The sequence below is a fragment of the Pseudomonas prosekii genome (assembly GCF_900105155.1).
In the GTDB taxonomy this organism is placed as follows: domain Bacteria; phylum Pseudomonadota; class Gammaproteobacteria; order Pseudomonadales; family Pseudomonadaceae; genus Aquipseudomonas; species Aquipseudomonas prosekii.
In genome coordinates, this window is the sequence record NZ_LT629762.1 from 5,551,371 (window position 1) to 5,574,018 (window position 22,648).

The 22,648-nt window shown below is 60.3% G+C and carries 22 protein-coding genes; 9 read left to right on the plus strand and 13 right to left on the minus strand.

All coding sequences use genetic code 11. From position 1 onward, the window contains the following. Positions 1–106: 106 nt before the first annotated feature. Positions 107–295, minus strand: a complete 189-nt coding sequence (locus BLU01_RS25135) for a hypothetical protein (RefSeq protein ID WP_408003152.1) — start codon at positions 293–295, stop codon at positions 107–109. A gap of 470 nt (positions 296–765) precedes the next feature. Between BLU01_RS25135 and BLU01_RS25140 the strand changes: the two genes are divergently transcribed. From BLU01_RS25140 to BLU01_RS25150, 3 genes are all read left to right on the plus strand, one after another. After that, positions 766–1,236 carry a hypothetical protein gene (locus BLU01_RS25140; protein WP_092280554.1) on the plus strand — a complete coding sequence of 157 codons (471 nt, stop codon included), beginning with the start codon at positions 766–768 and terminating at the stop codon, positions 1,234–1,236. Further along, positions 1,236–1,439, plus strand: coding sequence for a hypothetical protein (locus tag BLU01_RS25145; protein WP_092280556.1), 204 nt, complete (start codon positions 1,236–1,238; stop codon positions 1,437–1,439). The genes BLU01_RS25140 and BLU01_RS25145 overlap by 1 nt, the downstream gene beginning before the upstream one ends. Positions 1,440–1,568: 129 nt before the next feature. Then, entirely contained in the window at positions 1,569–2,585 is a 1,017-nt protein-coding gene (locus tag BLU01_RS25150; RefSeq protein WP_092280558.1) for an ABC transporter substrate-binding protein, read from the plus strand. A 150-nt stretch (positions 2,586–2,735) separates the two neighbouring features. Here the strand turns inward: BLU01_RS25150 and BLU01_RS25155 are convergent, their stop codons facing one another. Both BLU01_RS25155 and BLU01_RS25160 read right to left on the minus strand, forming a co-directional pair. Next, a complete protein-coding gene (locus BLU01_RS25155) occupies positions 2,736–4,880 on the minus strand; it encodes a TonB-dependent receptor (RefSeq protein ID WP_092280560.1) in 2,145 nt (714 codons plus the stop codon). 89 nt (positions 4,881–4,969) lie between these two features. Then, positions 4,970–5,356, minus strand: coding sequence for a DUF2946 domain-containing protein (locus BLU01_RS25160; protein ID WP_092280562.1), 387 nt, complete (start codon positions 5,354–5,356; stop codon positions 4,970–4,972). A 95-nt stretch (positions 5,357–5,451) separates the two neighbouring features. On the opposite strand from BLU01_RS25160, the gene BLU01_RS25165 reads away from it, so the two are divergent. Continuing rightward, positions 5,452–5,889, plus strand: coding sequence for a DUF3995 domain-containing protein (locus tag BLU01_RS25165; protein ID WP_092280564.1), 438 nt, complete (start codon positions 5,452–5,454; stop codon positions 5,887–5,889). A gap of 101 nt (positions 5,890–5,990) precedes the next feature. On the opposite strand, the gene BLU01_RS25170 is transcribed toward BLU01_RS25165, so the two are convergent. From BLU01_RS25170 to BLU01_RS25200, 7 genes are all read right to left on the minus strand, one after another. Further along, a complete protein-coding gene (locus BLU01_RS25170) occupies positions 5,991–6,353 on the minus strand; it encodes a Na+/H+ antiporter subunit G (RefSeq protein ID WP_092280566.1) in 363 nt (120 codons plus the stop codon). Beyond that, positions 6,350–6,628, minus strand: a complete 279-nt coding sequence (locus BLU01_RS25175) for a K+/H+ antiporter subunit F (protein WP_092280568.1) — start codon at positions 6,626–6,628, stop codon at positions 6,350–6,352. The genes BLU01_RS25170 and BLU01_RS25175 overlap by 4 nt, the downstream gene beginning before the upstream one ends. Then, entirely contained in the window at positions 6,625–7,113 is a 489-nt protein-coding gene (locus tag BLU01_RS25180; RefSeq protein WP_092280570.1) for a Na+/H+ antiporter subunit E, read from the minus strand. Before BLU01_RS25180 ends, BLU01_RS25175 begins: the two co-directional genes overlap by 4 nt. Continuing rightward, on the minus strand, positions 7,110–8,795 hold the full coding sequence (locus BLU01_RS25185) for a monovalent cation/H+ antiporter subunit D (RefSeq protein ID WP_092280572.1): 1,686 nt from the start codon (positions 8,793–8,795) through the stop codon (positions 7,110–7,112). The genes BLU01_RS25180 and BLU01_RS25185 overlap by 4 nt, the downstream gene beginning before the upstream one ends. Then, complete coding sequence (locus tag BLU01_RS25190) at positions 8,792–9,136, minus strand: Na+/H+ antiporter subunit C (protein WP_007986256.1); 345 nt, start codon at positions 9,134–9,136, stop codon at positions 8,792–8,794. The genes BLU01_RS25185 and BLU01_RS25190 overlap by 4 nt, the downstream gene beginning before the upstream one ends. After that, positions 9,136–12,072, minus strand: coding sequence for a monovalent cation/H+ antiporter subunit A (locus BLU01_RS25195; protein WP_092280574.1), 2,937 nt, complete (start codon positions 12,070–12,072; stop codon positions 9,136–9,138). Before BLU01_RS25195 ends, BLU01_RS25190 begins: the two co-directional genes overlap by 1 nt. A 329-nt stretch (positions 12,073–12,401) precedes the next feature. Continuing rightward, positions 12,402–13,430: a DMT family transporter gene (locus BLU01_RS25200; RefSeq protein ID WP_092280576.1), complete on the minus strand. Its 1,029-nt coding sequence runs from the start codon at positions 13,428–13,430 to the stop codon at positions 12,402–12,404. Here BLU01_RS25200 and BLU01_RS25205 point away from each other — a divergent pair. Continuing rightward, entirely contained in the window at positions 13,425–13,988 is a 564-nt protein-coding gene (locus BLU01_RS25205) for a helix-turn-helix domain-containing protein (RefSeq protein WP_092280578.1), read from the plus strand. The two genes, BLU01_RS25200 and BLU01_RS25205, sit on opposite strands and share 6 nt — an antisense overlap. Before the next feature lie 128 nt (positions 13,989–14,116). Beyond that, complete coding sequence (locus BLU01_RS25210) at positions 14,117–15,550, plus strand: FAD/NAD(P)-binding protein (RefSeq protein ID WP_092280580.1); 1,434 nt, start codon at positions 14,117–14,119, stop codon at positions 15,548–15,550. Between the two features lie 92 nt (positions 15,551–15,642). Here BLU01_RS25210 and BLU01_RS25215 read toward each other — a convergent pair whose 3' ends face one another. The 3 genes from BLU01_RS25215 to BLU01_RS25225 all read right to left on the minus strand — a co-directional run bounded on the left by BLU01_RS25215 (position 15,643) and on the right by BLU01_RS25225 (position 17,580). Beyond that, complete coding sequence (locus tag BLU01_RS25215) at positions 15,643–15,888, minus strand: hypothetical protein (RefSeq protein ID WP_092280582.1); 246 nt, start codon at positions 15,886–15,888, stop codon at positions 15,643–15,645. Between the two features lie 393 nt (positions 15,889–16,281). Beyond that, positions 16,282–16,668: a hypothetical protein gene (locus tag BLU01_RS25220; RefSeq protein ID WP_092280584.1), complete on the minus strand. Its 387-nt coding sequence runs from the start codon at positions 16,666–16,668 to the stop codon at positions 16,282–16,284. Positions 16,669–16,839: 171 nt separating this feature from the next. After that, positions 16,840–17,580 (minus strand): response regulator, encoded by a 741-nt coding sequence (locus BLU01_RS25225; RefSeq protein ID WP_092280586.1) that lies wholly within the window; start codon positions 17,578–17,580, stop codon positions 16,840–16,842. Positions 17,581–17,838: 258 nt separating this feature from the next. On the opposite strand from BLU01_RS25225, the gene BLU01_RS25230 reads away from it, so the two are divergent. The 3 genes from BLU01_RS25230 to BLU01_RS25240 all read left to right on the plus strand — a co-directional run bounded on the left by BLU01_RS25230 (position 17,839) and on the right by BLU01_RS25240 (position 22,599). Further along, positions 17,839–18,861, plus strand: coding sequence for an alpha/beta fold hydrolase (locus BLU01_RS25230; protein WP_092280588.1), 1,023 nt, complete (start codon positions 17,839–17,841; stop codon positions 18,859–18,861). A gap of 271 nt (positions 18,862–19,132) precedes the next feature. Further along, positions 19,133–20,185: a YCF48-related protein gene (locus tag BLU01_RS25235; protein ID WP_092280590.1), complete on the plus strand. Its 1,053-nt coding sequence runs from the start codon at positions 19,133–19,135 to the stop codon at positions 20,183–20,185. Positions 20,186–20,223: 38 nt separating this feature from the next. Further along, positions 20,224–22,599 carry an efflux RND transporter permease subunit gene (locus BLU01_RS25240; protein WP_371918724.1) on the plus strand — a complete coding sequence of 792 codons (2,376 nt, stop codon included), beginning with the start codon at positions 20,224–20,226 and terminating at the stop codon, positions 22,597–22,599. Positions 22,600–22,648: the final 49 nt, after the last annotated feature.

The window sequence follows — 22,648 nt, forward strand, 5'->3', positions numbered from 1 at the left end:
GAGCGGCCTTCATGGGTCGCGCAGTATGGCAGTTGTTGCCGCCCGACGGCTGAGTTAACTCGTCGGCATGACGAAACGTTATTTGAAGCCAATGCAATAAAGTGTGTCAGGCGCGTGCTGCCAATGAGCGGGCGAGGGCGCAGGCTTGGTTATGGTCGGTGCGGAAACCTCTGACACGTCCTGTCGACGTTTCCCTGATATGGAAGAACGCCTTGCCGGCCGGCACCACCTGGAAAGTGGGCAGAGTAAACGCTTGCAGGTCCAGTCCGTCTGCTTGCAACAGCGCCGGGTGCATGGCCCCACAGCTGTTTTGGTGCTGCGTTGGGCGATGGGCAAAATGAGTCATGGTGCACATTAGAAGTCCTTTTCGTATGTTTACCGACGTATGTCCGTCGTTTTGAGTAGTCTCGATGAGCATCGCTGCTCTAGAATCGCCGACGCTGGTTAGCGATGACGTCCATCTAAAGCAATTTTTTGCCGCTGATATGTCAGAAAAATCGCTTTTTTCAGGCGGACTCTTCCCTAATGTTGGTAGTCCGCTATTTTTGGTTGCAATTAGAGTGTTCTCCTCACGTTTCTGACGAAAGTCAGGGAGGACGGCGCGAGTGACAATCCAGTAATCTTACTTACCTCGCGTTGGACGGGCGCTCTGCTCGGTTCAGGATTTCAACCCGGCTCATTCGGCAAGTTATTCGCCATGGCCGCTTTTTTCTGCTGTGCGTCTTTCCTGCGTGCAGCATCATTTTCAGATGTGGGGATGTTTCCTTGGCAGTAAGTAATCTTGATATGCACGCGTTGTTCGTTCTGGGCGATTTGCGTGCGAAGTTGGTTAAACAGTTTCAGTCGCGTTTTGTTTATGTCACCGAACAGAACGCCGAAGGCATTTACATCGCCGAGATCGACACCGAAGCTTCATTGGTCGTCGACGACAAGCCCGGCCTCAAACTCAAGGTCGGCGATCATTTCAGCGCTTCCGTGCTGCCCAGCCGTGAAGGCGGGAAACTCGAGATCAGGTTTCGCGAAATCAAACTGACTGTTTACGGTTTGGGCGATTACGCGTTTGTCACCACGGCTGACGGCCACGGCGTGGTGTTCAAGGAAGGCCACAGCGTGGTGATGGTTTTTGCCGCTCACCAACAGTTGCAGGAAGGCCTGACCAAAACCCTCAAAGCCGTGACGGCCAAGGCTGCCAAGTGGCGCAAGGGTGAACTGGTGACCTTCAAGGCCAGCGAGTAATGGCGCTGACCCGCGCCGATTTTCACCAGCAGAACCTCGCCAGTGCCAAGGTCGAGGCTCAACGCCTGTTCGACCAGAAGGCTGTAATGCAAAGCGCTTGGCTGAACTGGGTGGCGTCGCAAATCTACACATTGCGTCCGGCGGAATACGCCAGCATGGTGCGCAGGGAACTGGCGCAGTTGCAGCAACCTGCTGAAAAGTAATCCCCCCACCTCATCACCGCGAAAAAGCAGGAACCTCTACTACAGTCAGTGGACTGAGTATTCAGAGGCTTGCGGTCTTGTCTGTCAGGCCATCCTGCTATTGCTGTGAACAGCACGAGGTGCAAAAGCATGAAAGGAATTCGACGGTTGCTGGCGGCCACCCTGGCCACCTTCGGTCTGCTGACGACGCCGCTCCCGGTGTTCGCCGCGCAAGCCCCGATACATTTCGCCGATCTGAACTGGGAAAGCGGCAGCCTGATCACCGATATCCTGCGGATCATCGTCGAGAAGGGTTACGGATTGCCGACCGACACGCTGCCCGGCACCACCATCACACTGGAAACCGCGCTGGCCAACAATGACATTCAGGTCATCGGCGAAGAGTGGGCGGGGCGCAGTCCGGTGTGGGTCAAGGCTGAGGCCGAAGGCAAAGTCGTCAGCCTCGGCGACACGGTGAAAGGCGCCACCGAAGGCTGGTGGGTGCCGGAATACGTGATCAAGGGCGATCCGGCCAAAGGCATCAAACCGATGGCGCCGGACCTGCGCAGCGTGACCGACCTGGCGCGCTACAAGGACTTATTCAACGACCCGGAGAGCCCCGGCAAAGGGCGCTTCCTCAACAGCCCGATCGGCTGGACTTCGGAAGTGGTCAACAAGCAGAAACTTACCGCCTATGGGCTCAACGACAGTTTTGTGAATTTCCGCAGCGGCTCGGGTGCAGCGCTGGACGCGGAGATCAGTTCGTCGATCCGTCGCGGCAAGCCGATCCTGTTTTACTACTGGTCGCCGACGCCATTGCTCGGGCGCTTCAAGTTGATCCAACTGGAAGAACCGCCGTTTGACGCTGAAGCGTGGAAAACCCTGACCGACGCCGATAACCCGAATCCGAAACCGACCCGTTCGCTGCCGTCGAAACTGTCGATTGGCGTGTCGACCCCGTTCCAGAAAGAGTATCCGCAGATTGCCGAGTTCTTCAGCAAGGTCGATTTCCCGATCGAGCCATTGAACAAGGCGCTGGCGCAGATGAGCGAGAAACACACCGCACCGCGGCAGGCGGCCGAGGCGTTCATGAAGGCGCACCCGGATGTGTGGCAGGCGTGGGTGCCGAAGGATGTGGCGGATAAGGTCAGCGCTTCATTGAATTAACCAATAACTTTCAGGAGCAAGGCTTGCCGGCGATGGCGATTTCGAGGCTGCCTTCGCGGGCAAGCCATGCTCCCACAGGTATTTGTCGAATCGAATCGACGGACAACCCGAAATCTGTGGGAGCAAGGCTTGCCCGCGATGCTCTTGCTGTTAGAACCTGGTCTGCACCGCCAATTCAAACGTGCGCGGTGTCCCGAGGTAATAGGCCGGCGACACATGCGCAAACTCGGCATACACCTCATTGGTCAGGTTGCGCACCCGCCCGGTGATCGTGGTATGCCGATCCACCTTGTAGCTGAGAAAACTGCCGAACAACGTGTACGACGGCACGGTCATGGTGTTGGCGTTGTCGGCAAACACTGACGCCACGTACCGCGCATCGACACCACCCTGCCATTGCGGCGCAAAGTCGTAGGTCAGCCACAGATTGCCGACGCGGTCCGGGACATTGGTGGGCGTATTGCCCTTGCGCGAAACCCCCGCGCCCGCCGCGTTTTTCTCGTTGAACTCATCGTATTGCGCATCAACCCAGGCGAAATTGCCCTCGGCCAGGAGCTTGTCGGTAATGCGCAAAGAACTCGCCAACTCGATGCCTTTCGACGTTTGCTGACCCACCGGGATGCTCTGGGTTGTGTCCAGCGGATCAGTCACCGCAAAATCCTTGCGCTCGATTGTGTACGCCGCCAGCGTCGCTGAGCCGCGACCGTCGAGATAATCAAACTTGCTGCCAACCTCCCATTGCTTGCCGGTGGACACGTCGAAATCCTGCGTGCCATTCGGCTGCTCGGCGGCGGTGCTGTATTGCACGTAAACGTTAGCCGAAGGAATGAATTTATAGGTCAACCCGACCCGGCCAGTCAGCGGTTCCCAGCTGCGCTTGAGGTGTCGCGGATTGCTCGTGGTCACTTCCCGGTGATTGGTCACGTCGAGGTCAATGTCGTCGTAGCGCAGGCCGGTGAGCAACGCCAGTTTGTCGGTCAATGCCAGGCGATTTTCGGCGAACAACGCTTTGGTCGTGACTTGGTTGGTCTTGTCGCTGACAAACCCCGGTCTGGTCCCCGGAATATCGTAGAAGTGACCGGGCTGAAAGTTGTTCGGGTCAACACTGCTGGTGCCTTTGACATTCAGCGGTGAGTTGGTGGTCTGGTTGACCTTGTACTCGAAACCGCCGGACCAGGTGGTCTCCAGCCCCCACAAAGTGTTGTCGTGGCGCAACTCGAACTGGTTGCCGTTCTGCTCGCCCTGATGCCGCACCTGATACGCTGTGGAGCGATTCACTGCGCTGTTGTCGGCGTTGTACTGGTAGGTTTCAAGGTTGCGATAATCGCGCTGGCTGTCGAGGTGATACAGGGTGTTGCGCAACGTGGTGTTGTCGTTGATCCGGTAGTCGATAATCGAGCGCACCCAGAGCGTGCGCTGCTCATAACGACCGTCCTCGACGTTGTAGTTGTTGAAGCGATTGTGTTTGTCGATCTTCAGTTCGCCCGCCTTGGGATTGAGCACCGGCGTGCCCCAGTAAGGGCTGTCCTCGTGTTCGTCCTGATACTCCAGCGCCAGCGTGTGCGACAGGTTTGGCGTCAGGTCGCTGAGCAGTGAAAACGCCACGCTCCAGGCGTCGCGTTGCTGGCGGTCGATGTAGCCGTTGCTGGCGTTGTGACTGACGTCGAGCCGCGCGTAATGCTGCACGTCTGCGCCAGCCTCGCTAAGCGCGTGGTTAAGGCCGAAGGCGGTTTCAGTGGTGTCATAACTGCCGTAGCTGACCCGACCTTCGGCGGCTTGCTCGTCGCGGGTTGCGAGTTTGCTCACGTAGTTCAACGAGCCGCCGACCGAGCCGGCGCCATTGATCAGCGACGAGGGCCCGCCGACCAGTTCCACCCGATCATAAATCCACGCGTCCACCGGGCGGGCGAGGCCGCCGGAAACGTTGATGCCGTTGAACATCTGGGTGATCTGGCTGCTGGTGAAACCGCGATAGGAGACGAATCCGCCAAACCCCGGCGGCGCGCTGGCATTGACGCCGGGCAAGGTGTTGGCGGCGTCCTGAAAGTTCTGCGCGCCGTGGCGTTCGATGTCGTTGCGGTCGGCGATGGCCACCGAGGCCGGCGTGTCACGCACGCTCAAACCGAGGCGCGAAGCCATGCCGCTGGATTGATCGAGGCTGAGGCCGGGCTCGGCATTGCTTTCGCCATCAATGGTGATCGGCGCGAGGTCGATGCTGGTTTGCGCCCAGGCGCTTGCGCACAGCGAAAGCGGCAGGCAGCCAAACAGGCTCGCTAGCAAAGGGATGTGTTTCATCGATTGAATCCTGAATTCTTGACTGGAAAACAGCGCACAGGCAAACGCCACGCGTTAGCGAGCAGGCTGATCGATACGGTCGAGGTGATTCAGGCGAAGGGCGGGGCGCGGGGGTTGGCCGACGGCCAAGTGTGGCGGGCAGGCAGGTCGATCGTGGCAACGGCGGCCAATGGCGGGCTGTGTTGTTGCGGCAGAATCGCCAGGGTCAGGCTGGAATTAAGCGCCGGACCCATGCCGCCGGTGGAGCACAGCGGGCAGCCAAAGGCTTTGGCCAAAGTTGGCAGTTTGTCTTCGGCAGGGTTGGCGGCGGCGGGCGCCTGAGTCGCTGGGTCGACGCTGCAAAACTGGCCGCCGAGGCCGTTGAGCTGCATCCCGACCATTTGCCCGTGACCGATGCTGCAGGCGAACACATTGAACAGGACGCAGCAATAAAGCATCCAGGCCATTAGTGTGCGATCAGATCGGGCGAATTTCATGGAGCGGCACTTTAGCACCGTCGATGACATTTACCCTTACAAAAATGCGCGATGAAGTTCATCCTGCTGCGACATTTCACGCTGGAATTCTGAATATGAGCCTAATGGTCGCGCAATGGATGGCTGCAATCTTCCTGCTGATCAGCCTGATTCATCTGTACTGGGCAGCGGGTGGCAAGCTCGGAAGTGATGCGGCGGTGCCTCGGGTGCCCAGCGAGGGCGGCGGCGAATCGAGGCCGGCGTTCAAGCCGTCGGGTTTTGCGACGTTGCTGGTCGCCGTGGGATTGTTGCTGATTGCGATGCTGGTGTGTTTGCGTGTCGGTTTGTATTTGCCGACGGTGCATCACTGGTCGCTGCAATGGGTGATCAGCGCTGTCGCGATGCTGATGTTTGCCCGGGCGATTGGTGATTCGAATCTGTTGGGGTTTTTCAAACAGGTCAAGGATTCGAAGTTCGCGCGACTGGATACCTGGGCCTATTCGCCGTTGTGTGTGGTGCTGGGGGCGGGGTTGTTGGCGGTTGCGTGGATTTGAGTAGTTGCTGAAAGCTTCGCGGGCAAGCCTCGCTGCGCTACAGCTGTGGGAGCGAGGCTTGCCCGCGAAGACGCTCGCCCAATCAATACAAACCGTTGAACTTAGCCCTGACGCTCACTGTTGCGGCTACTCACCTCGGCCGGCACATCATCCCCGGCCATGCGCTTGCGGAACAACGCCGCGCGCGCCAGCAGCAGCGTGGTTACCGGCACGGTGATCGCCAACAGAATCGGAATCAGCCACGCGTGCAGCACCGGCGCCGACTTGAGCGCCGAGAAATAAATGATCGACGCCAACGCCACGCACCACGCGCCTAACGTCGAGGCCAGGGCCGGCGGGTGCATGCGCTGGAAATAATCCTTCATTCGCACCAGTCCCACCGCGCCAATCAGCGCAAACAGGCTGCTGAGCACCAGCAGAATCGCCACTGGGATCTCCACCCACATCGACAATTCGCCATTCATTCGATCACCTCGCCACGCAGGAGGAATTTGGCCAGGGCAAACGAGCCGACGAAGCCGAACAACGCGATCAGCAACGCCGCCTCAAAGTAAGTGTCACTGGAATAACGAATGGCCAGGGTGAGCATCATCAACATGGCAATGATGTACAGGTAATCCAGCGCCAACACTCGGTCCTGAGCCGACGGGCCGCGAAACAGTCGCAGCAGCGTCAGGATCATCGCCACGGAGAAGATGAACAGGCTCAGCAGGATCGCATTCGCCAACAAAGGGCTCATTCGAAGATCTCCATCAGGGGCCGTTCGTAGGTTGTCTTGAAATGCTCGATAAACGTCGTTTCATCGTCCAGATCAAACACGTGCAGCAAAAGAATGCTGCGGTCCAGCGCCAGTTCCGACCAGACCGTGCCGGGCACCACCGTGCAGATCACCGACAACGCCGCGAGGCCATTGGCGTCCTGCAAATCCAGCGGCACTTTGACGAATGCCGAGCGCGGCGGGCGGTGGCCGGCGGTCAGCACGCCCCAGGCCACGGCGAGGTTCGACACCACCACGTCGCGCCCGACCAGCAAGAACAACCGCACAATGACCCCCGGCCGGCGAATTCGGATCGGCAACGGGCGCAGTTTGCGCATCATCAGCGGCGCACAAAAACCGAGAAGCGCACCGAGCAACAGATTGCCAGGGCTCAACGACAAGTTCAGCAGCAGCCACAACAGCCACAACGCCAAAGACAACCACGGTGCCGGGAACAGACGCTTCATGGCTGCGCCTCCAGCAGGGCCGCTTTGCCCTCGGGGCTCGGCACCGCGCGGGTGGCGAGCACCGCCATTACGTATTGCTCGGGATTATTCAACGCCTGCGCGGCAGCCTGGGTGTAGCGCAGCAGCGGTTCAGCCTTGAAAGTCAGCGCAACGCTCAACCCCAGCAGGACGATGATCGGCACGCATTCGAAGCGTCGCAGCAGCGGTGAAGGCCGTTCTTCCGGGGTCCAGAAGCGCTGGATGCCCAACCGCGAAAAGGCAATCAGCGAAGCCAGACCGGAAAGCACCAGCAGTGCGAGCAAGCCCCACGCCGCGTTCGACACCGGGATGTCGGCGCTATCGCCCAGACCTAGCGGATTGAGCAGCGCGTGCAGCAAGCCGAGCTTGCCGATAAACCCGGACAGCGGCGGCATGCCGATGATCAGCAACGAACAGGCAATAAAACTCAAACCGAGGAACGCCATGGTCCAGGGAATTACCTGGCCGACCACGGCTTTCTGCTCATCGTCGAGGTTGATGCCTTTGGGCGGTTGCAGCGATTCCATCGGCCGTGGCAGCAGGTCGCCGTCGTCGAACAGTGGGATCTCATTGGCAGAACGGGAACGCTCAATCAACTCGGCCAAGAGGAACAGCGCGCTCAATGCCAGCGTCGAGCTGACCAGGTAAAACAACGCTGCGCCGATCAGGTTGGGTTGGGCGAAACCGATGGCTGACAGCAGAATCCCGGCCGACACGAGGATGCTCAGGCTGGCCATGCGTTCCAGGCGCTGCGCGGCGAGGATCGCCACGGCGGCGCAGGTAATCGTCGCCATGCCGCCGTAGATCAGCCAGTCGCCGCCGAAATACGCCGACGCCCCGGCTTGCCCGGAGAACAACAGCGTCCACAGACGCAGCAAGGTGTAGACGCCGACTTTGGTCATGATCGCGAACATCGCCGCGACCGGCGCGCTGGCGGCGGAGTAGGCTGGCACCAGCCAGAAGTTCAGGGGCCACATCCCGGCTTTTGCCAGAAACGCCACCGCCAGAATCGCCGCGCCAGCATGCAGCAAACCGAGATCGGCTTCTGGCACCAGCGGGATTTTCATCGCCAGATCGGCCATGTTCAGCGTGCCGGTGACGCCGTAGATCAGCGCCGCGCCAATCAGAAACAGCGAAGAGGCGAGCAAGTTGATCGAAATGTAATGCAGCCCTGACGACACCCGCGCCCGGCCGGAGCCGTGCAGCATCAAGCCGTAAGACGCCGCGAGCAGCACTTCGAAGAACACGAACAGGTTGAACAGGTCGGCCGTCAGGAACGCGCCGTACAGACCCATCAATTGAATCTGGAACAGGGCGTGGAAGCTCGAACCGGCGCCATCCCAGCGCGCCATGGCGAATAGCAGGGCGCTGACGCCGATGATCCCGGTCAGCACCAGCATCATTGCCGACAGTTGATCGACCACCAGCACAATGCCGAACGGCACCTGCCAGTTGCCCGGCAGATACACGCCAATCGAACCGGGCACGCCGCTGCTTTGGGTCCATTGCAGCAGCATCACCGAAATGCCGAGGCCGACCAGGCTTGAGAACAGATTGATCTTGGCTTTGAGCGGGCGATGCCGTTCGCCGAGCATCAGCATGATGGCGGCGGTCAGCAGCGGCAGGAGAATCGGCGCTGCGATCAGGTGCGTCATCACATTCATTCTTTAGGCTCCCGGCCATCCACGTGGTCGGTGCCGGTCAAGCCCCGCGAAGCCAGCAACACCACGAGGAACAGCGCGGTCATGGCGAAGCTGATGACGATGGCGGTCAAAACCAGCGCTTGGGGCAACGGGTCGGTGTAGTGCAGCAGATCCTGCGGCACGCCGTCCTTGATGATCGGTTCCTTGCCGATAAACAGGCTGCCCATGCTGAAGATGAACAGGTTGACGCCGTAGGACAGCAGGCACAGGCCCATGACCACCTGAAATGTCCGTGGCCGCAGGATCAGCCAGACGCCGGAGGCTGCGAGGACGCCGATGGCGATTGCGATGACTTCTTCCATCAGACGGCTCCTTTGGCAGCTACGGCTCGGGGCAGGGCAGAGGACTTGGGTTGCGCGGCGGTTTTGTGACCTCGCACCGATTGGTGGGCGATGGCGGTGAGCATCAGCAGGGTTGAACCAACCACCACGGCGTACACGCCGATGTCGAAAAACAGCGCGCTGGCAATGTGGATGTCACCCAGCACCGGCAGTTTGAAATGCCAGGTGTGCGTGGTCAGGAATGGATAACCCGCCGCCATTGCCCCGAGCCCGGTGACGGTGGCGAACAGCAAACCGGTGCCCATCCAGCGCAACGGTCGCAGGCTCATTTGCGCCTCGACCCACTGCGTGCCGGCGACCATGTATTGCAGAATGAACGCCACCGACATCACCAGCCCGGCGACAAATCCGCCGCCCGGCTGGTTGTGCCCGCGCATGAATAGATAGAAGGAAACCACCACGGCAATCGGCAGCAACAGACGCACCAGCACGGCCGGGACCATCATGAAGCCGAGCGCGGTGTCGCTGGCCGAACGCGGGTTGACCAGGTCGGTGACTACATCCGGCGCCAGCAAACGTTGCTGGGCTGGCAGCTGCAAACTTTCTTTCGGTGGGCGGAAACGACGCAGCAGGGCGAAGACTGTCAGCGCCACGGCCGCCAGTACGGTGATTTCGCCGAGGGTGTCGAAGCCACGGAAGTCCACGAGCATCACGTTGACCACGTTGCTGCCGCCACCCTCGGGCAGCGCGCGGCTGAGGTAAAACGAGGAAATATCGTTTGGTGTCTGCCGCGTCAGCATCGCGTAGGACAGCAGCGCCATGCCGCCGCCGACCACCACCGACAACAGGAAGTCACGAATCCGCCGCACGCGCGCCTTGCGCAGGGTGCTCGGTAGTGGCGTGACTTCTTCGATCCGTCGCGGCAACCAGCGCAGACCGAGCAGAATCAGGACCGTGGTCACCACTTCGACCACCAGTTGGGTCAACGCCAGGTCCGGCGCCGAGAACCAGACGAAGGTTACGCAGGTCATCAACCCGCAGACACTGACCATGGTCAGGGCCGCCAGTCGGTGATATTTGGCTTGCCACGCGGCGCCGAGGGCACAGGCAATTGCCAGCAACCAGAGGGTCACGAACACGATCGAGCCGGGAATCTTCGGCCGATCGCCCCAGCTCAACTGGCTGTTGAGCATCGGGATCAACCCGCCCAGCACAGCGGCGACGACCATCAGGAACAATTGGGTTTGCAGACGTTTGGAACTGACGCGGCGTTCGAGACGTCGGGCCAGACGCATCATCACCACGAGGCTGCGCTCGAACTGGCGCTTGCCGTTGAAGCGGCCAATGATCGGCGGGTATTTGAAGCGTCCGCGTTTAAGTTGGTTGCGCAGCAACAGATAGAGGACGATGCCGCCGGACATGGCCACCAGACTCATGATCATCGGCGCGTTCCAGCCGTGCCAGATCGCCAGACTGTATTCCGGCAGCGTGCCGCCGACCACCGGCAGTGCGGCAGCGGCGAGTAATGGGCCGACCACTTGCGCCGGGAAGATTCCGACGATCAGGCAGGTGAACACCAACAGTTCGACCGGCGCACGCATCCAGCGCGGCGGTTCGTGCGGGACGTGGGGAAGATCGGTGGCGGTCGGGCCGAAGAACACGTCGACAGTGAAGCGCAGGGAATAGGCGACGCTGAACATGCCGGCGATGGTCGCGACAATCGGCAGCGCCATTTCTACCCACGCCGTGGCGTTGATGAACACGGTTTCGGCGAAGAACATTTCTTTCGAGAGGAAGCCGTTGAGCAACGGTACGCCGGCCATCGAGGCGCTGGCGACCATCGCCAGCGTCGCGGTGAACGGAATCAGCTTGATCAGGCCGCTGAGCTTGCGGATGTCGCGGGTGCCGCTTTCGTGGTCGATGATGCCGGCGGCCATGAACAGCGAAGCTTTGAAGGTGGCGTGGTTGAGGATGTGGAACACCGCGGCGACGGCGGCGAGCGGACTGTTGAGGCCCAGCAGCAGGGTGATCAGGCCGAGGTGGCTGATGGTCGAGTACGCCAGCAAACCTTTGAGGTCGTTCTGAAACATCGCGCAATAAGCGCCGAGCAGCAGCGTACACGCGCCGGCCCCGCCGACGATGTAGAACCATTCTTCACTGCCGGACAGCGACGGCCACAGCCGCGCGAGCAGGAAAACCCCGGCCTTGACCATGGTCGCCGAGTGCAGATAAGCCGAAACCGGGGTGGGTGCCGCCATGGCGTGCGGCAGCCAGAAGTGGAAGGGGAATTGCGCGCTTTTGCTTAAAGCGCCGACCAGAATGAGCGGGAGCAGGATGGGGTAGAGGGCGTGTGCGCGAATCAGATCGCCGGCGGCCAGGACCTTGTCGAGGTCGTAGCTGCCGACCACATGGCCGAGCAGAATAACCCCCGCCAACAGGCATAATCCGCCGGCGCCGGTGACCATCAACGCCATGTAGGCGCCGCGTCGCGCATCGGCGCGGTGGTGCCAATAGCCGATCAACAGGAATGAAAAGAGACTGGTCAGTTCCCAGAAAAACACGATTTGAATCAGGTTGCCGGAGATCACCAAACCGAGCATGGCGCCCATGAACGCCAGGAAAAACGCGAAGAATCGCGGCACCGGATCGTCCGGCGACATGTAGTAGCGGGCGTACAGCGACACCAGCGTGCCGATGCCCAGCACCAGCAGCGAGAACAGCCAGGCAAAGCCGTCCATGCGCAAAACGAAGTTCAGCCCGAGGCTGGGCAACCAGAAGAATTCTTCGCGGATGACGCCGCCATCGGCGATCTGCGGGTACAGGAGGGCGACCTGAATAGTGCCAATCAAGGCAACCAGGCCAGCCAACAGCGATTCGGTGTTGCGCGCGTTGTGTGGCAGCAAAGCCGCGACACAGCTGCCGATAAAGGGCAGAAGCAGTAGAACTATCAGGGACATAGGCTTCTAATCTGCGGAAGTTTGTGAAGCATCATACGTGCCAGCTCCAAGATCGCAAAACGCCAACTTGTGGCAGGATCCTACAAAGTGGACTGAAAAAGGTTGATTTGCATTGTTTCTTGCGGCGGGGGGATGGCAGGCCTGCCTCATCGCGGGCGAGCCTTGCTCCCACTGGATTGCTTAAGCCAGACGTTTTGTGCACGACACAAAACCATTGTAGGAGTGAGCCTGCTCGCGAAAGCGGGGTGTCAGCCAACATCTGTTTTGAATGGTCAATCGCCTTCGCGGGCAAGCCTCGCTCCTACAGAAGCCCTCATAAACGCCGCAATCTAATCCGCCGTCTCGCTCTCCAGCGCTTCTTCGCGCTGCTCGCGATCCTTGCCCTTGGTTTTCAGTTCACTGACGATCACCGCCGCGACGATCAACCCGGCGCCGAGCAGCGCAATCGCTGGCAACCGCTCGCCGGCGAGGCGCCCGACGATCCCGGCCCACACCGGCTCGCCGGCATAAATCAGCGTCGCGCGGGTTGGCGAAACGCTCTTCTGCGCCCAGTTCATCGCCACCTGGATCGCCGCACTTGCTGCGCCCAGCCCCAGCGCGCTGCCGAGCAATAACCAGGAAAAACCCGGAAGCACTTCCTGCGTCGGCACAACCATCAAGAACGCCAGCACCGACGTCACCGCCAGTTGCACCACGGTCACCCGCCGCACATCAACCTGACCGGCATAAGTGCTGATCAGAATAATCTCGGCGGCAATCGCCACCGTGCTGATCAACGTCGCGATTTCGCCAGGACTGAAATCCAGCGAAGCGCCGGAAGGCCCAGACAACATCATCAACCCGGTGAACGCCAACATGATGCCAATGCTCGGCATCAGCCCCGGCCGCTTGCCGAACACCAGCCATTGCAGCAACGGCACAAACGGCACGTAAAGCGCGGTAATAAAGGCTGATTGGCTGCTGGGAATAGTCTGCAAGCCAACCGTCTGCAAGCCGTAACCGAGCATGATCGCCACGCCAATAAAGGCGCCAGCCTTGAGCTCCAGCAGCGTCAGATCGCGCAGGCTGCGCCAGGAGAATAAGGCAACGATGCACGCGGCAGCGGCAAAGCGCAGACCGACGAAAAACATCGGGCCGCTGACAGTCATCGCGTGCTGCACCAGCAAAAACGTCCCGCCCCAGATCATGGTGATCACCACCAGCACGCACTCGGCTTTGCTGAACCGCGAGAAACGAGAAGAAGCCTGGGGGGAATTCACCGACGTCATAACCTTGCGCGCTACCTGAGTGAGACGCACAATGCGCCCGAAGTTGCGCAGTATACTGCCCAACCCCACCGAGTGAGCAATATAGTGCACAAAGATTCCACCCCTCGAGCGTCGGTCCTGCAGCACGTCAGTCAGAACGTCCGACGCCTGCGTCACGCCGCCGACATGAGCCAGACCGCGCTCGCCGAGAAATCCGGCGTCAGTCGGCGCATGCTGGTGGCCATCGAGGCCGGCGAGAAAAACGTCAGCCTGACCACCCTCGACCGCGTCGCCGAAGCGCTCGACGTTGCCTTCAGCGACCTGATCCAGGCACCCGACGTGCGCGATCCAAGCCGCATCAACGAAATCGCCTGGGCCGGCACCATCCCCGGCAGCAAAGCGGTGTTGCTCTCCAAAGCCACCGCGACCCGCGAAGTGGAGCAGTGGGAATGGTGCCTGCAACCGGGCGAAATCTATCCTTCGCAACCGGACGCCGATGGCTGGAGCGAACAGCTCTTTGTCTTCGAAGGCTGCCTGACGCTGATGCTCGGCGACACCGCGCAGACAATCGCTGCGGGTGAGTTCTACATGTTTGCCAGCAACCAGCCACACTCCTATCGCAACGACGGTGAAGTGGCGGCGCGGTTTGTGCGGAATGTGGTGATTTAACTGTTTACCCATTAACAGTTGATGAGTAGGCCGGTGTTTTTAAGCTGCGACCGATTCTCTGATAGTTATATAAGCAACTGAAATACAAGGTTTTACCTGTGAAAATCGGCTAACCATTCGAGAGTGCGATGAATCCAACTTCCAGCGGGCATCCGACCGACACCCTCCGCCACGCAGACATCCTGATCATCGGCGGCGGCCTCAGCGGCGCGATGCTCGCGGCGCAGTTGCTGCGTTTGCCCGGCCGGCGCTCGGTGCTGGTCGTCGAGCCGCGCGCCGAACTCGGTCGGGGCGAAGCGTACAGCGCCGTCGAGTTGGGCCACACGCTGAACGGCAACGCGGCGCGGATGAGCGTCGACCCGGACAATGCCGATGATTTGACCCATTGGTTGACGCACTACATTGCAGCGGGTGGCTGGCCGCAGTCGGACCAGCAGCATGTGCCGATCAGCGAGCTGTTTCCGCCGCGCGGGATTTTCGGCTTGTACGTGCAGCAGCGGTTGGCTGAGGCGCAGGAAGTGGGCGCGCTGAACGGTTCTTCGGTTGAGCACGTGCGCGCGGAGGTGGTTGATCTGATCGCGCGGGATGATTCGGTGCAACTGACCTTGAGTAATGGTCAACGTTTGCAGGGCGCTTTTGCGGTGTTGGCCACCGGGATGTTTGCTGCTGCGCGCACGCCGCAAACCGAGTCCAGCGGCGTCAATGCAGCGGCGCTGGACCCTTGGGATGTCGCGGCGATGCGCCGACTGGATGCGCAATCGACGGTATTGATCATCGGTTCCGGTTTGACCATGGTCGACGCCGTGGTGTCGCTCGAGCAGGCCGGCCATCGCGGGCCGATCAAAGTGTTTTCCCGGCACGGATTGCTCCCGCATGTGCGGCGCCAACCGCCGGCCTGGGTGGATTTTCTCGCTGTGGACCAGAGTCTGCGCACGCCGCGTCAATTGGTCCGCGAGTTGCGCCGCCAGTGTCGCGCGGCGCTCGCCCAAGGCATTGACTGGCAAGCGCCGCTGGACACGGTTCGCGCGCACATCGGCCGCTTGTGGAGTCAGGCGACTGATCAGCAGCGTCGGCAGTTTGTGCGGCACGTGCGGCCGTGGTGGGAAAGCCATCACCATCGCTCGCCGCCGCTCAGCGCCGAGTTGGTGGAGCGCTTGCACGGGGAAGGGCGGCTGCGTATTCAGGCGGCTTCGTTCAAGGGCTTGGCGGCGGATGGTAATGGCGGCGTGAGTATTCGCATTCGGCGGCGCGGTGAGGCTGAGGAGGTAATCGTCAGTGGCGCGGCGTTGATCAATTCCAGCGGCATCGAATACGACTGGCGGCGCGTTGCCCGGCCATTACCGCAGCAGTTGCTGGCGCGCGGGTTGATCCAGCCTGGGCCGTTGGCGTTGGGGATAGCGGCGACGGCGGATGGCGCGGTGCTGGATGCTGACGGGCGGGTTGGCGGAAGGTTGTTTGCGATGGGGCCGCCGTTGCGCGGGATGTGGTGGGAAAGTACCGCGGTGACGGATGTGGCGAGTCAGGCGAAAGCGCTGGCGGCGCGGCTGGCTGTCGAACGCTGAATCAAATCTGTGGATCAAGACGCACCTGTGGCGAGCAAGCTTGCTCGCCACAGGTTTGATGTTTGTCTTGAGTGCTTGCAGCGCCTGCCAGATCAAGCATCGATGCGCTGATGCTTGGTGCCGAACTCAGGACGGTTTTCCGCGACGTAGAGTTTGGTTTGTTCGGCGTTCTGCTGCAGATTGACGCTGCCTTTGCGTTCGGTGTCGATGCCGACAGTGTTCACGCTTTGAACCGCTTGCTGGCCGACTTTGACCGCGGCGATGGCTTGAGGCGCGGCCATGGCCGAAGTTGCGCCAAGGACGGTAAGGGCGAAGGTCAGACCAATAATGCTTTTCATGATGTTGCTCCAGAGAGTGGGAAGAAGATGTCGCCACTCTAGTGCTGGAACCGCGCGATGAAAAAACACCCTTGCGCATAGTTGATATCGAGAGCGTTGATCCATGACTGCCGAGCGCCTACCCCACACCGCAGCCCCCTGTAGGAGTGAGCCTGCTCGCGATGGCTGCTTAATATTTGACATCTCAGTCGCGTGGCAGACCGCTATCGCGAGCAGGCTCGCTCCTACAGTTGATCGGTGTCGGTCGCGATTTCAGTGGCCACCGCAGACCCCCTGTAGGAGTGAGCCTGCTCGCGATGGCTGCTTAACATTCAACATCTCAGTCGCCTGGCAGACCGCTATCGCGAGCAGGCTCGCTCCTACAGTTGATTGGGGGTGTATGGGCGGATGTGATCAGTAGCGCTGATATTTCGAGCCGAACTCCGGGCGGTTTTCCGCGACGACTACACCAGCCATCAGCGTATTCCCCGGGCTGCCTTGCGCCACACGTTCACGCAATTCCTGCAGACGATCCGCGCCACCCTCAGCCACACGATTCTGCATCAGCCGATCTGAACCGCCCTCGGCCACACGTTCACGCAGTTCCTGCAGACGGTCGGCGCCGCCCTCGGCCACACGATTCTGTTGCAACCGGTCCGATCCACCTTCCACCAGCAGTTGCTGAACCGAAGCGTGAGAGCCTGTATTCGGGCTGTTGGCCGACGCCAGATTCGACAAACCGAGACCGCCAACCAATGCGAGACCGAGTACCAGGGACGAGACTTTCGAGAAGTTGAACATGGGTGATTCTCCGTGCGTTTAAGTTGAGTGAGTCAGCAGCGCCGAGTAGCTCAGTGCTAGCTGGTGGTCACAGTTAAACGCCCGGGTGTATCGCTGATGTGTGCTTGTGGGCCGCGAAATCGGCGGCAACGTATCTATCGGCGGTTGATATACACGCAGATACAAATCCGCTCATGACGATGCGCCGAGCATCTCCACTGGGTACGAAAACACGTAGCCCTCATTACGCACGGTCTTGATGTAAGTGGATTCACGCGAATCATCCCGCAGCCGCTGGCGCAACCGGCTGACCAGCAAATCGATGGAGCGGTCGAACAGGTCAGCATCGCGGCCCTGGGTCAGGTTGAGCAATTGGTCGCGGCTGAGCACCCGTTGCGGATGATCGAGAAACACCCGCAGCAGACGATATTCGGCGCCGCTGAGGGCGACCATGGTGTCGTCCTCGTCGAGTAAATGGCGGGCGGTGGTATCGAGGCGCCAGCGACCAAACGCCAGCAGCCGACCGCTTTCGCTGATCAGCAGGTTCGGCGGCAGCATGCGCGTGCGGCGCAGCACGGCGTTGATCCGCGCCAGCAGTTCGCGGGCGGCGAACGGTTTGGTCAGGTAATCGTCGGCGCCCATTTCCAGGCCGAGGATGCGGTCGGTTTCATCGTTGCGAGCGGTGAGCATGAGGATCGGCGTGGCTTTGTGTTTGCCCGAGCGCAGTTCGCGGCAGAGCAGCAAGCCGTCATCGCCGGGCATCATGATGTCCAGCACGATCAAATCCACCTGATTGGCTTCGAGGAAACTGCGCATCTGCCGGCCGTCAGCCACGACCGTGGTGCGCAGGCCGTTTTTCTTCAGGTAATTGCCGACCAGCTCACGGATCTCGCGATCGTCATCGACGATCAGGATGTGGTCCACATGTTCCATCGCCCACCTCTTGTTATTCGCCCGATTCACCCGCCACAGCACATTCCCTAAGAGGAGCCAGCCCTCTCGCGAAAGCGACCCGGTCGCCAACAGAAATGTTCGCTGTGCATTTGTATCGCACTGTATCTCACCCACCGCTGGACACGTTAAGGGATGTTAGCCGTGGTTTTACGACACATGGCAGATACCCCCGGGCGTTTGAATAGCGTCCATCAAGGCAATCAAAACGACCTTCATTCGCCGCCTGAGGAGATCACCATGAACTGGAACACACTCGCCACCGCCAGCCTGTTCGCGGCCCTGAACGTCGCCGCGTTCTCGGCGCATGCCGATGTTAAAACCTCGACCCCGGTGGCGGCCAGCACGGCTACCAGCACATCCGATTCGCTCGGCGCGCTAAAGCACGTCAAAGCCGGATTATTGGACGTGGCTTATGCAGAAGTCGGTCCTGCTGACGGCCCAGTGGTGATTCTGCTCCACGGCTGGCCTTACGACATTCACAGCTACAGCGACGTGGCGCCGCTGCTCGCAGCCAAGGGTTATCGGGTGTTGATCCCGTATGCGCGCGGTTATGGCGATACCCGCTTCCTCTCCGACAAAACCCTGCGCAACGGCCAACCGGCGGCGCTGGCCAGTGATGTCATCGATTTCATGGACGCGCTGAAGATCAACAAAGCCGTGCTCGGCGGCTACGACTGGGGCGCACGTTCGGCGGATATCGTCGCGGCGCTGTGGCCGGAGCGAGTAGAGGCGCTGGTGGCGGTCAGTGGTTATCTGATCGGCAACCAGGCGGCCGGGAAAACTCCGCTGCCGCCCAAAGCCGAGTTGCAATGGTGGTACCAGTTCTACTTCGCGACAGAGCGCGGCGAGGCCGGTTACGCGAAAAATCGCCATGACTTCGCCAAGCTGATCTGGCAAACCGCGTCGCCGAAATGGACCTTTGACGACGCCACGTTCGACCGCAGCGCGGCGGCGCTGGACAACCCGGATCACGTCGCCATCACCGTGTTCAACTATCGCTGGCGTCTGGGTATGGTCAAGGGCGAAGCGCAATATGAAGCGCTGGAACAACGGCTGGCCAAGGCACCCGACATCAGCGTGCCGACCATCACTCTGGAAGGCGACGCCAATGGCGCGCCGCACCCGGCTGCCGAAGATTACGCCAAACGCTTCACCGGCAAATACCAATACCGGCTGATCAGCGGCGGCATCGGCCACAACCTGCCGCAAGAAGACCCGCAAGCCTTCGCCAACGCGGTGATCGACGCGGATCAACTGTAAACAGTCGTGTTCAGGGCGTGTAATCAACCCACTTGATACCCATTCATTCAGCCAACCCCACATCCCGCCTCAGTTAACAAAAGATAACGTGGCGTCGATTGTCAGACCTTTCCAAACCCCGATAGGATAAGCCAGCTTCCGAAGGGGCTCTAGATTGCGCGTTTCAGGACCATGTTTCAGGACTATGCTCCAAAAACAGCCAATCTCGCAGCGCACCCTTACGGCGCCCTGAAAGGTTGAACGACCTAACAATAATAATGGGGGAAGGTCTATGAGTGAGCCTGTCATGGGTGTGGGTATCTGCCGCCCGCCGGCATTACGCAAAATCGCGTTGCTGGCTACAGCGCTCTCGCTGTTGGGCTGTGCTGCATGGTCGATGCCGGTGCTCGCCGCCGACGCGCCGCCGGCCGATCTGGTGTATTCGGTGGAATCCGCCAAAGCCGCCAAAAGCCTGATGCTCGACGTCGTCCACGCCGGCAAGCGCCTGGTGGCGGTCGGTGATCGTGGGCACATTCTGTATTCCGATGACCAGGGCAACACCTGGACCCAGGCCAAAGTGCCGACCCGGCAACTGCTGACCGCCGTGTTCTTTGTCGATGACCAACACGGCTGGGCCGTTGGGCATGACGCGCAGATCCTCGCCAGTGAAGACGGCGGCGTCACCTGGACCAAACAATTTGAAGACTTGAAACGCGAATCGCCGCTGCTCGACGTCTGGTTCAAAGACGTCAACAGCGGCTTTGCCGTGGGCGCGTACGGCGCATTGCTGGAAACCACCGACGGTGGCAAGCACTGGGAAGACGCCAGTGATCGCCTCGACAACGAAGACCAGTTTCACCTCAACGCCATCGCGGCGGTCAAGGACGCCGGGCTGTTCATCGTGGGCGAGCAGGGCAGCATGTTCCGCTCCGCCGACTGGGGCCAGACCTGGGAAAAGCTCGAAGGCCCATACGAAGGTTCGCTGTTCGGCGTGATCGGCACCGCTCAGCCCAACACCCTGCTGGCCTATGGACTGCGCGGCAACCTGTACCGCTCCAGCGATTTCGGCAGCAACTGGGAACAGGTCGATCTGCAGGCTGCGCGCGGTTCGCTGGAATTCGGCCTGTCCGGGGCTACGCTGCTCGACGACGGCTCGATCGTGATCGTCGGCAACGGCGGCTCGGTGATCAGCAGCAGCGACAACGGCGAAACCTTCACCGTGTTCAATCGCCCGGACCGGATTTCGGTGTCGGCGGTGACGGCTGCGGGCAATGGCAACTTGATTCTGGCAGGACAGGGCGGCGTTCGCGCCACTTCGCCAACCGGCGCCGAGCTCAGCAAATAAGCCGGGCCACATAATAATAAGGCGGAGACATGACATCCATGACAAGTCATCACCAAGACAAGGCGACGTTTCTCGAACGCCTGATCTTCAATAACCGGCCGGCAGTGATCACCATCTGCCTGCTGGTGAGCATTTTCCTGTTCTGGCAGGCCACGCTGATTCGGCCGTCCACCAGTTTCGAAAAAATGATCCCCCTCGAGCATCCGTTCATTCAAAAGATGATGGAGCACCGCAACGATCTGGCGAACCTGGGCAACACCGTGCGGATCTCGGTTGAAGCCACCGACGGCGACATTTTCTCCAAGGAATACATGGAGACCCTGCGTCAGATCAACGACGAGGTGTTCTACATTTCCGGCGTCGACCGTTCCGGCCTCAAGTCGCTGTGGAGCCCGAGCGTGCGCTGGACCGAGGTGACGGAGGAGGGTTTTGCCGGCGGTGAAGTGATCCCGCAGAGCTATAACGGCTCTCAGCAAAGCCTCGATCTGCTGCGCAACAACGTGCTCAAATCCGGCCAGGTCGGCCGTCTGGTGTCCAACGACTTCAAGTCGAGCATCGTCGATATCCCGCTGTTGGAGTCGTACCCGGACCCAGCGGATCAGGGCAAATTGCTCGCGCTGGACTACCGCAAGTTCTCCCACGAACTCGAAGACAAGATCCGCGACAAGTTTGAAAAACAGAACCCTAATGTGCAGATCCACATCGTCGGTTTCGCCAAGAAAGTCGGCGATTTGATCGACGGTCTGGTGATGGTGGTGATGTTCTTCGGTATTGCCTTCGTCATCACTTTGATCCTGCTGTACTGGTTCACCAACTGCATGCGCAGCACCGTGGCGGTATTGAGCACGACGCTGGTGGCGGTGGTCTGGCAGCTCGGTTTGATGCACTTTTTCGGTTTCGGCCTCGATCCGTATTCGATGCTGGTGCCGTTCCTGATCTTCGCCATTGGTATTTCCCACGGCGTGCAGAAGATCAATGGCATCGCGTTGCAGTCCAGCGAAGCGGACAACGCGCTGACGGCGGCGCGGCGGACTTTCCGGCAACTGTTCCTGCCGGGGATGATCGCGATTCTCGCGGACGCGGTGGGTTTTATCACGCTGCTGATCATCGACATCGGCGTGATTCGTGAACTGGCCATCGGCGCGTCCATCGGCGTGGCGGTCATCGTGTTTACCAACCTGATCCTGTTGCCGGTGGCGATTTCCTATGTCGGCATCAGCAAGCGTGCGGTCGAGCGCAGCAAGAAAGACGCGCACCGCGAACACCCGTTCTGGCGCCTGTTGTCGAACTTCGCCAGCCCCAAGGTTGCACCGATTTCGATTGCCCTGGCGCTGATCGCGTTCGGCGGCGGCCTCTGGTACAGCCAGAACCTGAAGATCGGCGACCTCGACCAAGGCGCGCCGGAGCTGCGTCCCGACTCGCGTTACAACAAGGACAACAACTTCATCATCAGCAACTACTCGACCAGTTCCGATGTGTTGGTGGTGATGGTCAAGACCAAGTCCGAAGGCTGCTCGCGCTATGAAGCCATGGCGCCAATCGACGAACTGATGTGGAAGATGCAGAACACCGAGGGCGTGCAGTCGGCGATCTCGCTGGTGACCGTGTCCAAGCAGATGATCAAAGGCATGAACGAGGGCAACCTGAAATGGGAAACCCTGTCGCGCAACCCGGACGTGCTGAACAACTCCATCGCCCGTGCGGATGGTCTGTACAACAACAGTTGCTCGTTGGCGCCGGTGCTGGTGTTCCTCAACGACCACAAGGCCGCGACGCTGGACCGCGCGGTGCATGCGGTGCAGGAGTTCGCCAAGGAGAACAACAAGGATGGCCTGGAATTCATCCTCGCTGCCGGTAACGCCGGGATTGAGGCCGCGACCAACGAAGTGATCAAGGAATCGGAACTGACAATTCTGATCCTGGTGTACATCTGCGTTGCGACCATGTGCATGATCACCTTCCGTTCGTGGGCGGCGACCTTGTGCATCGTCTTGCCGCTGGTGCTGACCTCGGTGCTGGGTAACGCACTGATGGCGTTCATGGGCATCGGCGTCAAAGTTGCGACCCTGCCGGTGGTGGCGTTGGGCGTGGGGATCGGCGTGGATTACGGCATTTACATTTACAGCCGACTGGAAAGCTTCCTGCGCGCCGGTCTGCCGTTGCAAGAGGCGTATTACCAGACGCTTAAGTCGACCGGTAAAGCCGTGCTGTTCACCGGTCTGTGCCTGGCCATCGGTGTGTGCACCTGGATTTTCTCGGCGATCAAGTTCCAGGCCGACATGGGCCTGATGCTGACCTTCATGCTGCTGTGGAACATGTTCGGCGCTCTGTGGCTGTTGCCAGCGCTGGCGCGTTTCCTGATCAAACCGGAGAAACTGGCAGGGCAGAAGGGCAATTCGCTGTTCGCTCACTAAGCCTCGCAGAAACACAAAAGCCGCAACCTCGGGTTGCGGCTTTTTTATG

Coding starts and splice junctions, on each gene's coding strand:
- BLU01_RS25170 (WP_092280566.1), bottom strand. CDS start 6,353: ATGAATGGCGAATTGTCGATGTGGGTGGAGATCCCAGTGGCGATTCTG.
- BLU01_RS25230 (WP_092280588.1), top strand. CDS start 17,839: ATGAACTGGAACACACTCGCCACCGCCAGCCTGTTCGCGGCCCTGAAC.
- BLU01_RS25145 (WP_092280556.1), top strand. CDS start 1,236: ATGGCGCTGACCCGCGCCGATTTTCACCAGCAGAACCTCGCCAGTGCC.
- BLU01_RS25220 (WP_092280584.1), bottom strand. CDS start 16,668: ATGTTCAACTTCTCGAAAGTCTCGTCCCTGGTACTCGGTCTCGCATTG.
- BLU01_RS25150 (WP_092280558.1), top strand. CDS start 1,569: ATGAAAGGAATTCGACGGTTGCTGGCGGCCACCCTGGCCACCTTCGGT.
- BLU01_RS25215 (WP_092280582.1), bottom strand. CDS start 15,888: ATGAAAAGCATTATTGGTCTGACCTTCGCCCTTACCGTCCTTGGCGCA.
- BLU01_RS25155 (WP_092280560.1), bottom strand. CDS start 4,880: ATGAAACACATCCCTTTGCTAGCGAGCCTGTTTGGCTGCCTGCCGCTT.
- BLU01_RS25175 (WP_092280568.1), bottom strand. CDS start 6,628: ATGAGCCCTTTGTTGGCGAATGCGATCCTGCTGAGCCTGTTCATCTTC.
- BLU01_RS25240 (WP_371918724.1), top strand. CDS start 20,224: ATGACAAGTCATCACCAAGACAAGGCGACGTTTCTCGAACGCCTGATC.
- BLU01_RS25210 (WP_092280580.1), top strand. CDS start 14,117: ATGAATCCAACTTCCAGCGGGCATCCGACCGACACCCTCCGCCACGCA.
- BLU01_RS25235 (WP_092280590.1), top strand. CDS start 19,133: ATGAGTGAGCCTGTCATGGGTGTGGGTATCTGCCGCCCGCCGGCATTA.
- BLU01_RS25180 (WP_092280570.1), bottom strand. CDS start 7,113: ATGAAGCGTCTGTTCCCGGCACCGTGGTTGTCTTTGGCGTTGTGGCTG.
- BLU01_RS25185 (WP_092280572.1), bottom strand. CDS start 8,795: ATGAATGTGATGACGCACCTGATCGCAGCGCCGATTCTCCTGCCGCTG.
- BLU01_RS25225 (WP_092280586.1), bottom strand. CDS start 17,580: ATGGAACATGTGGACCACATCCTGATCGTCGATGACGATCGCGAGATC.
- BLU01_RS25160 (WP_092280562.1), bottom strand. CDS start 5,356: ATGAAATTCGCCCGATCTGATCGCACACTAATGGCCTGGATGCTTTAT.
- BLU01_RS25190 (WP_007986256.1), bottom strand. CDS start 9,136: ATGGAAGAAGTCATCGCAATCGCCATCGGCGTCCTCGCAGCCTCCGGC.
- BLU01_RS25165 (WP_092280564.1), top strand. CDS start 5,452: ATGAGCCTAATGGTCGCGCAATGGATGGCTGCAATCTTCCTGCTGATC.
- BLU01_RS25135 (WP_408003152.1), bottom strand. CDS start 295: ATGCACCCGGCGCTGTTGCAAGCAGACGGACTGGACCTGCAAGCGTTT.
- BLU01_RS25195 (WP_092280574.1), bottom strand. CDS start 12,072: ATGTCCCTGATAGTTCTACTGCTTCTGCCCTTTATCGGCAGCTGTGTC.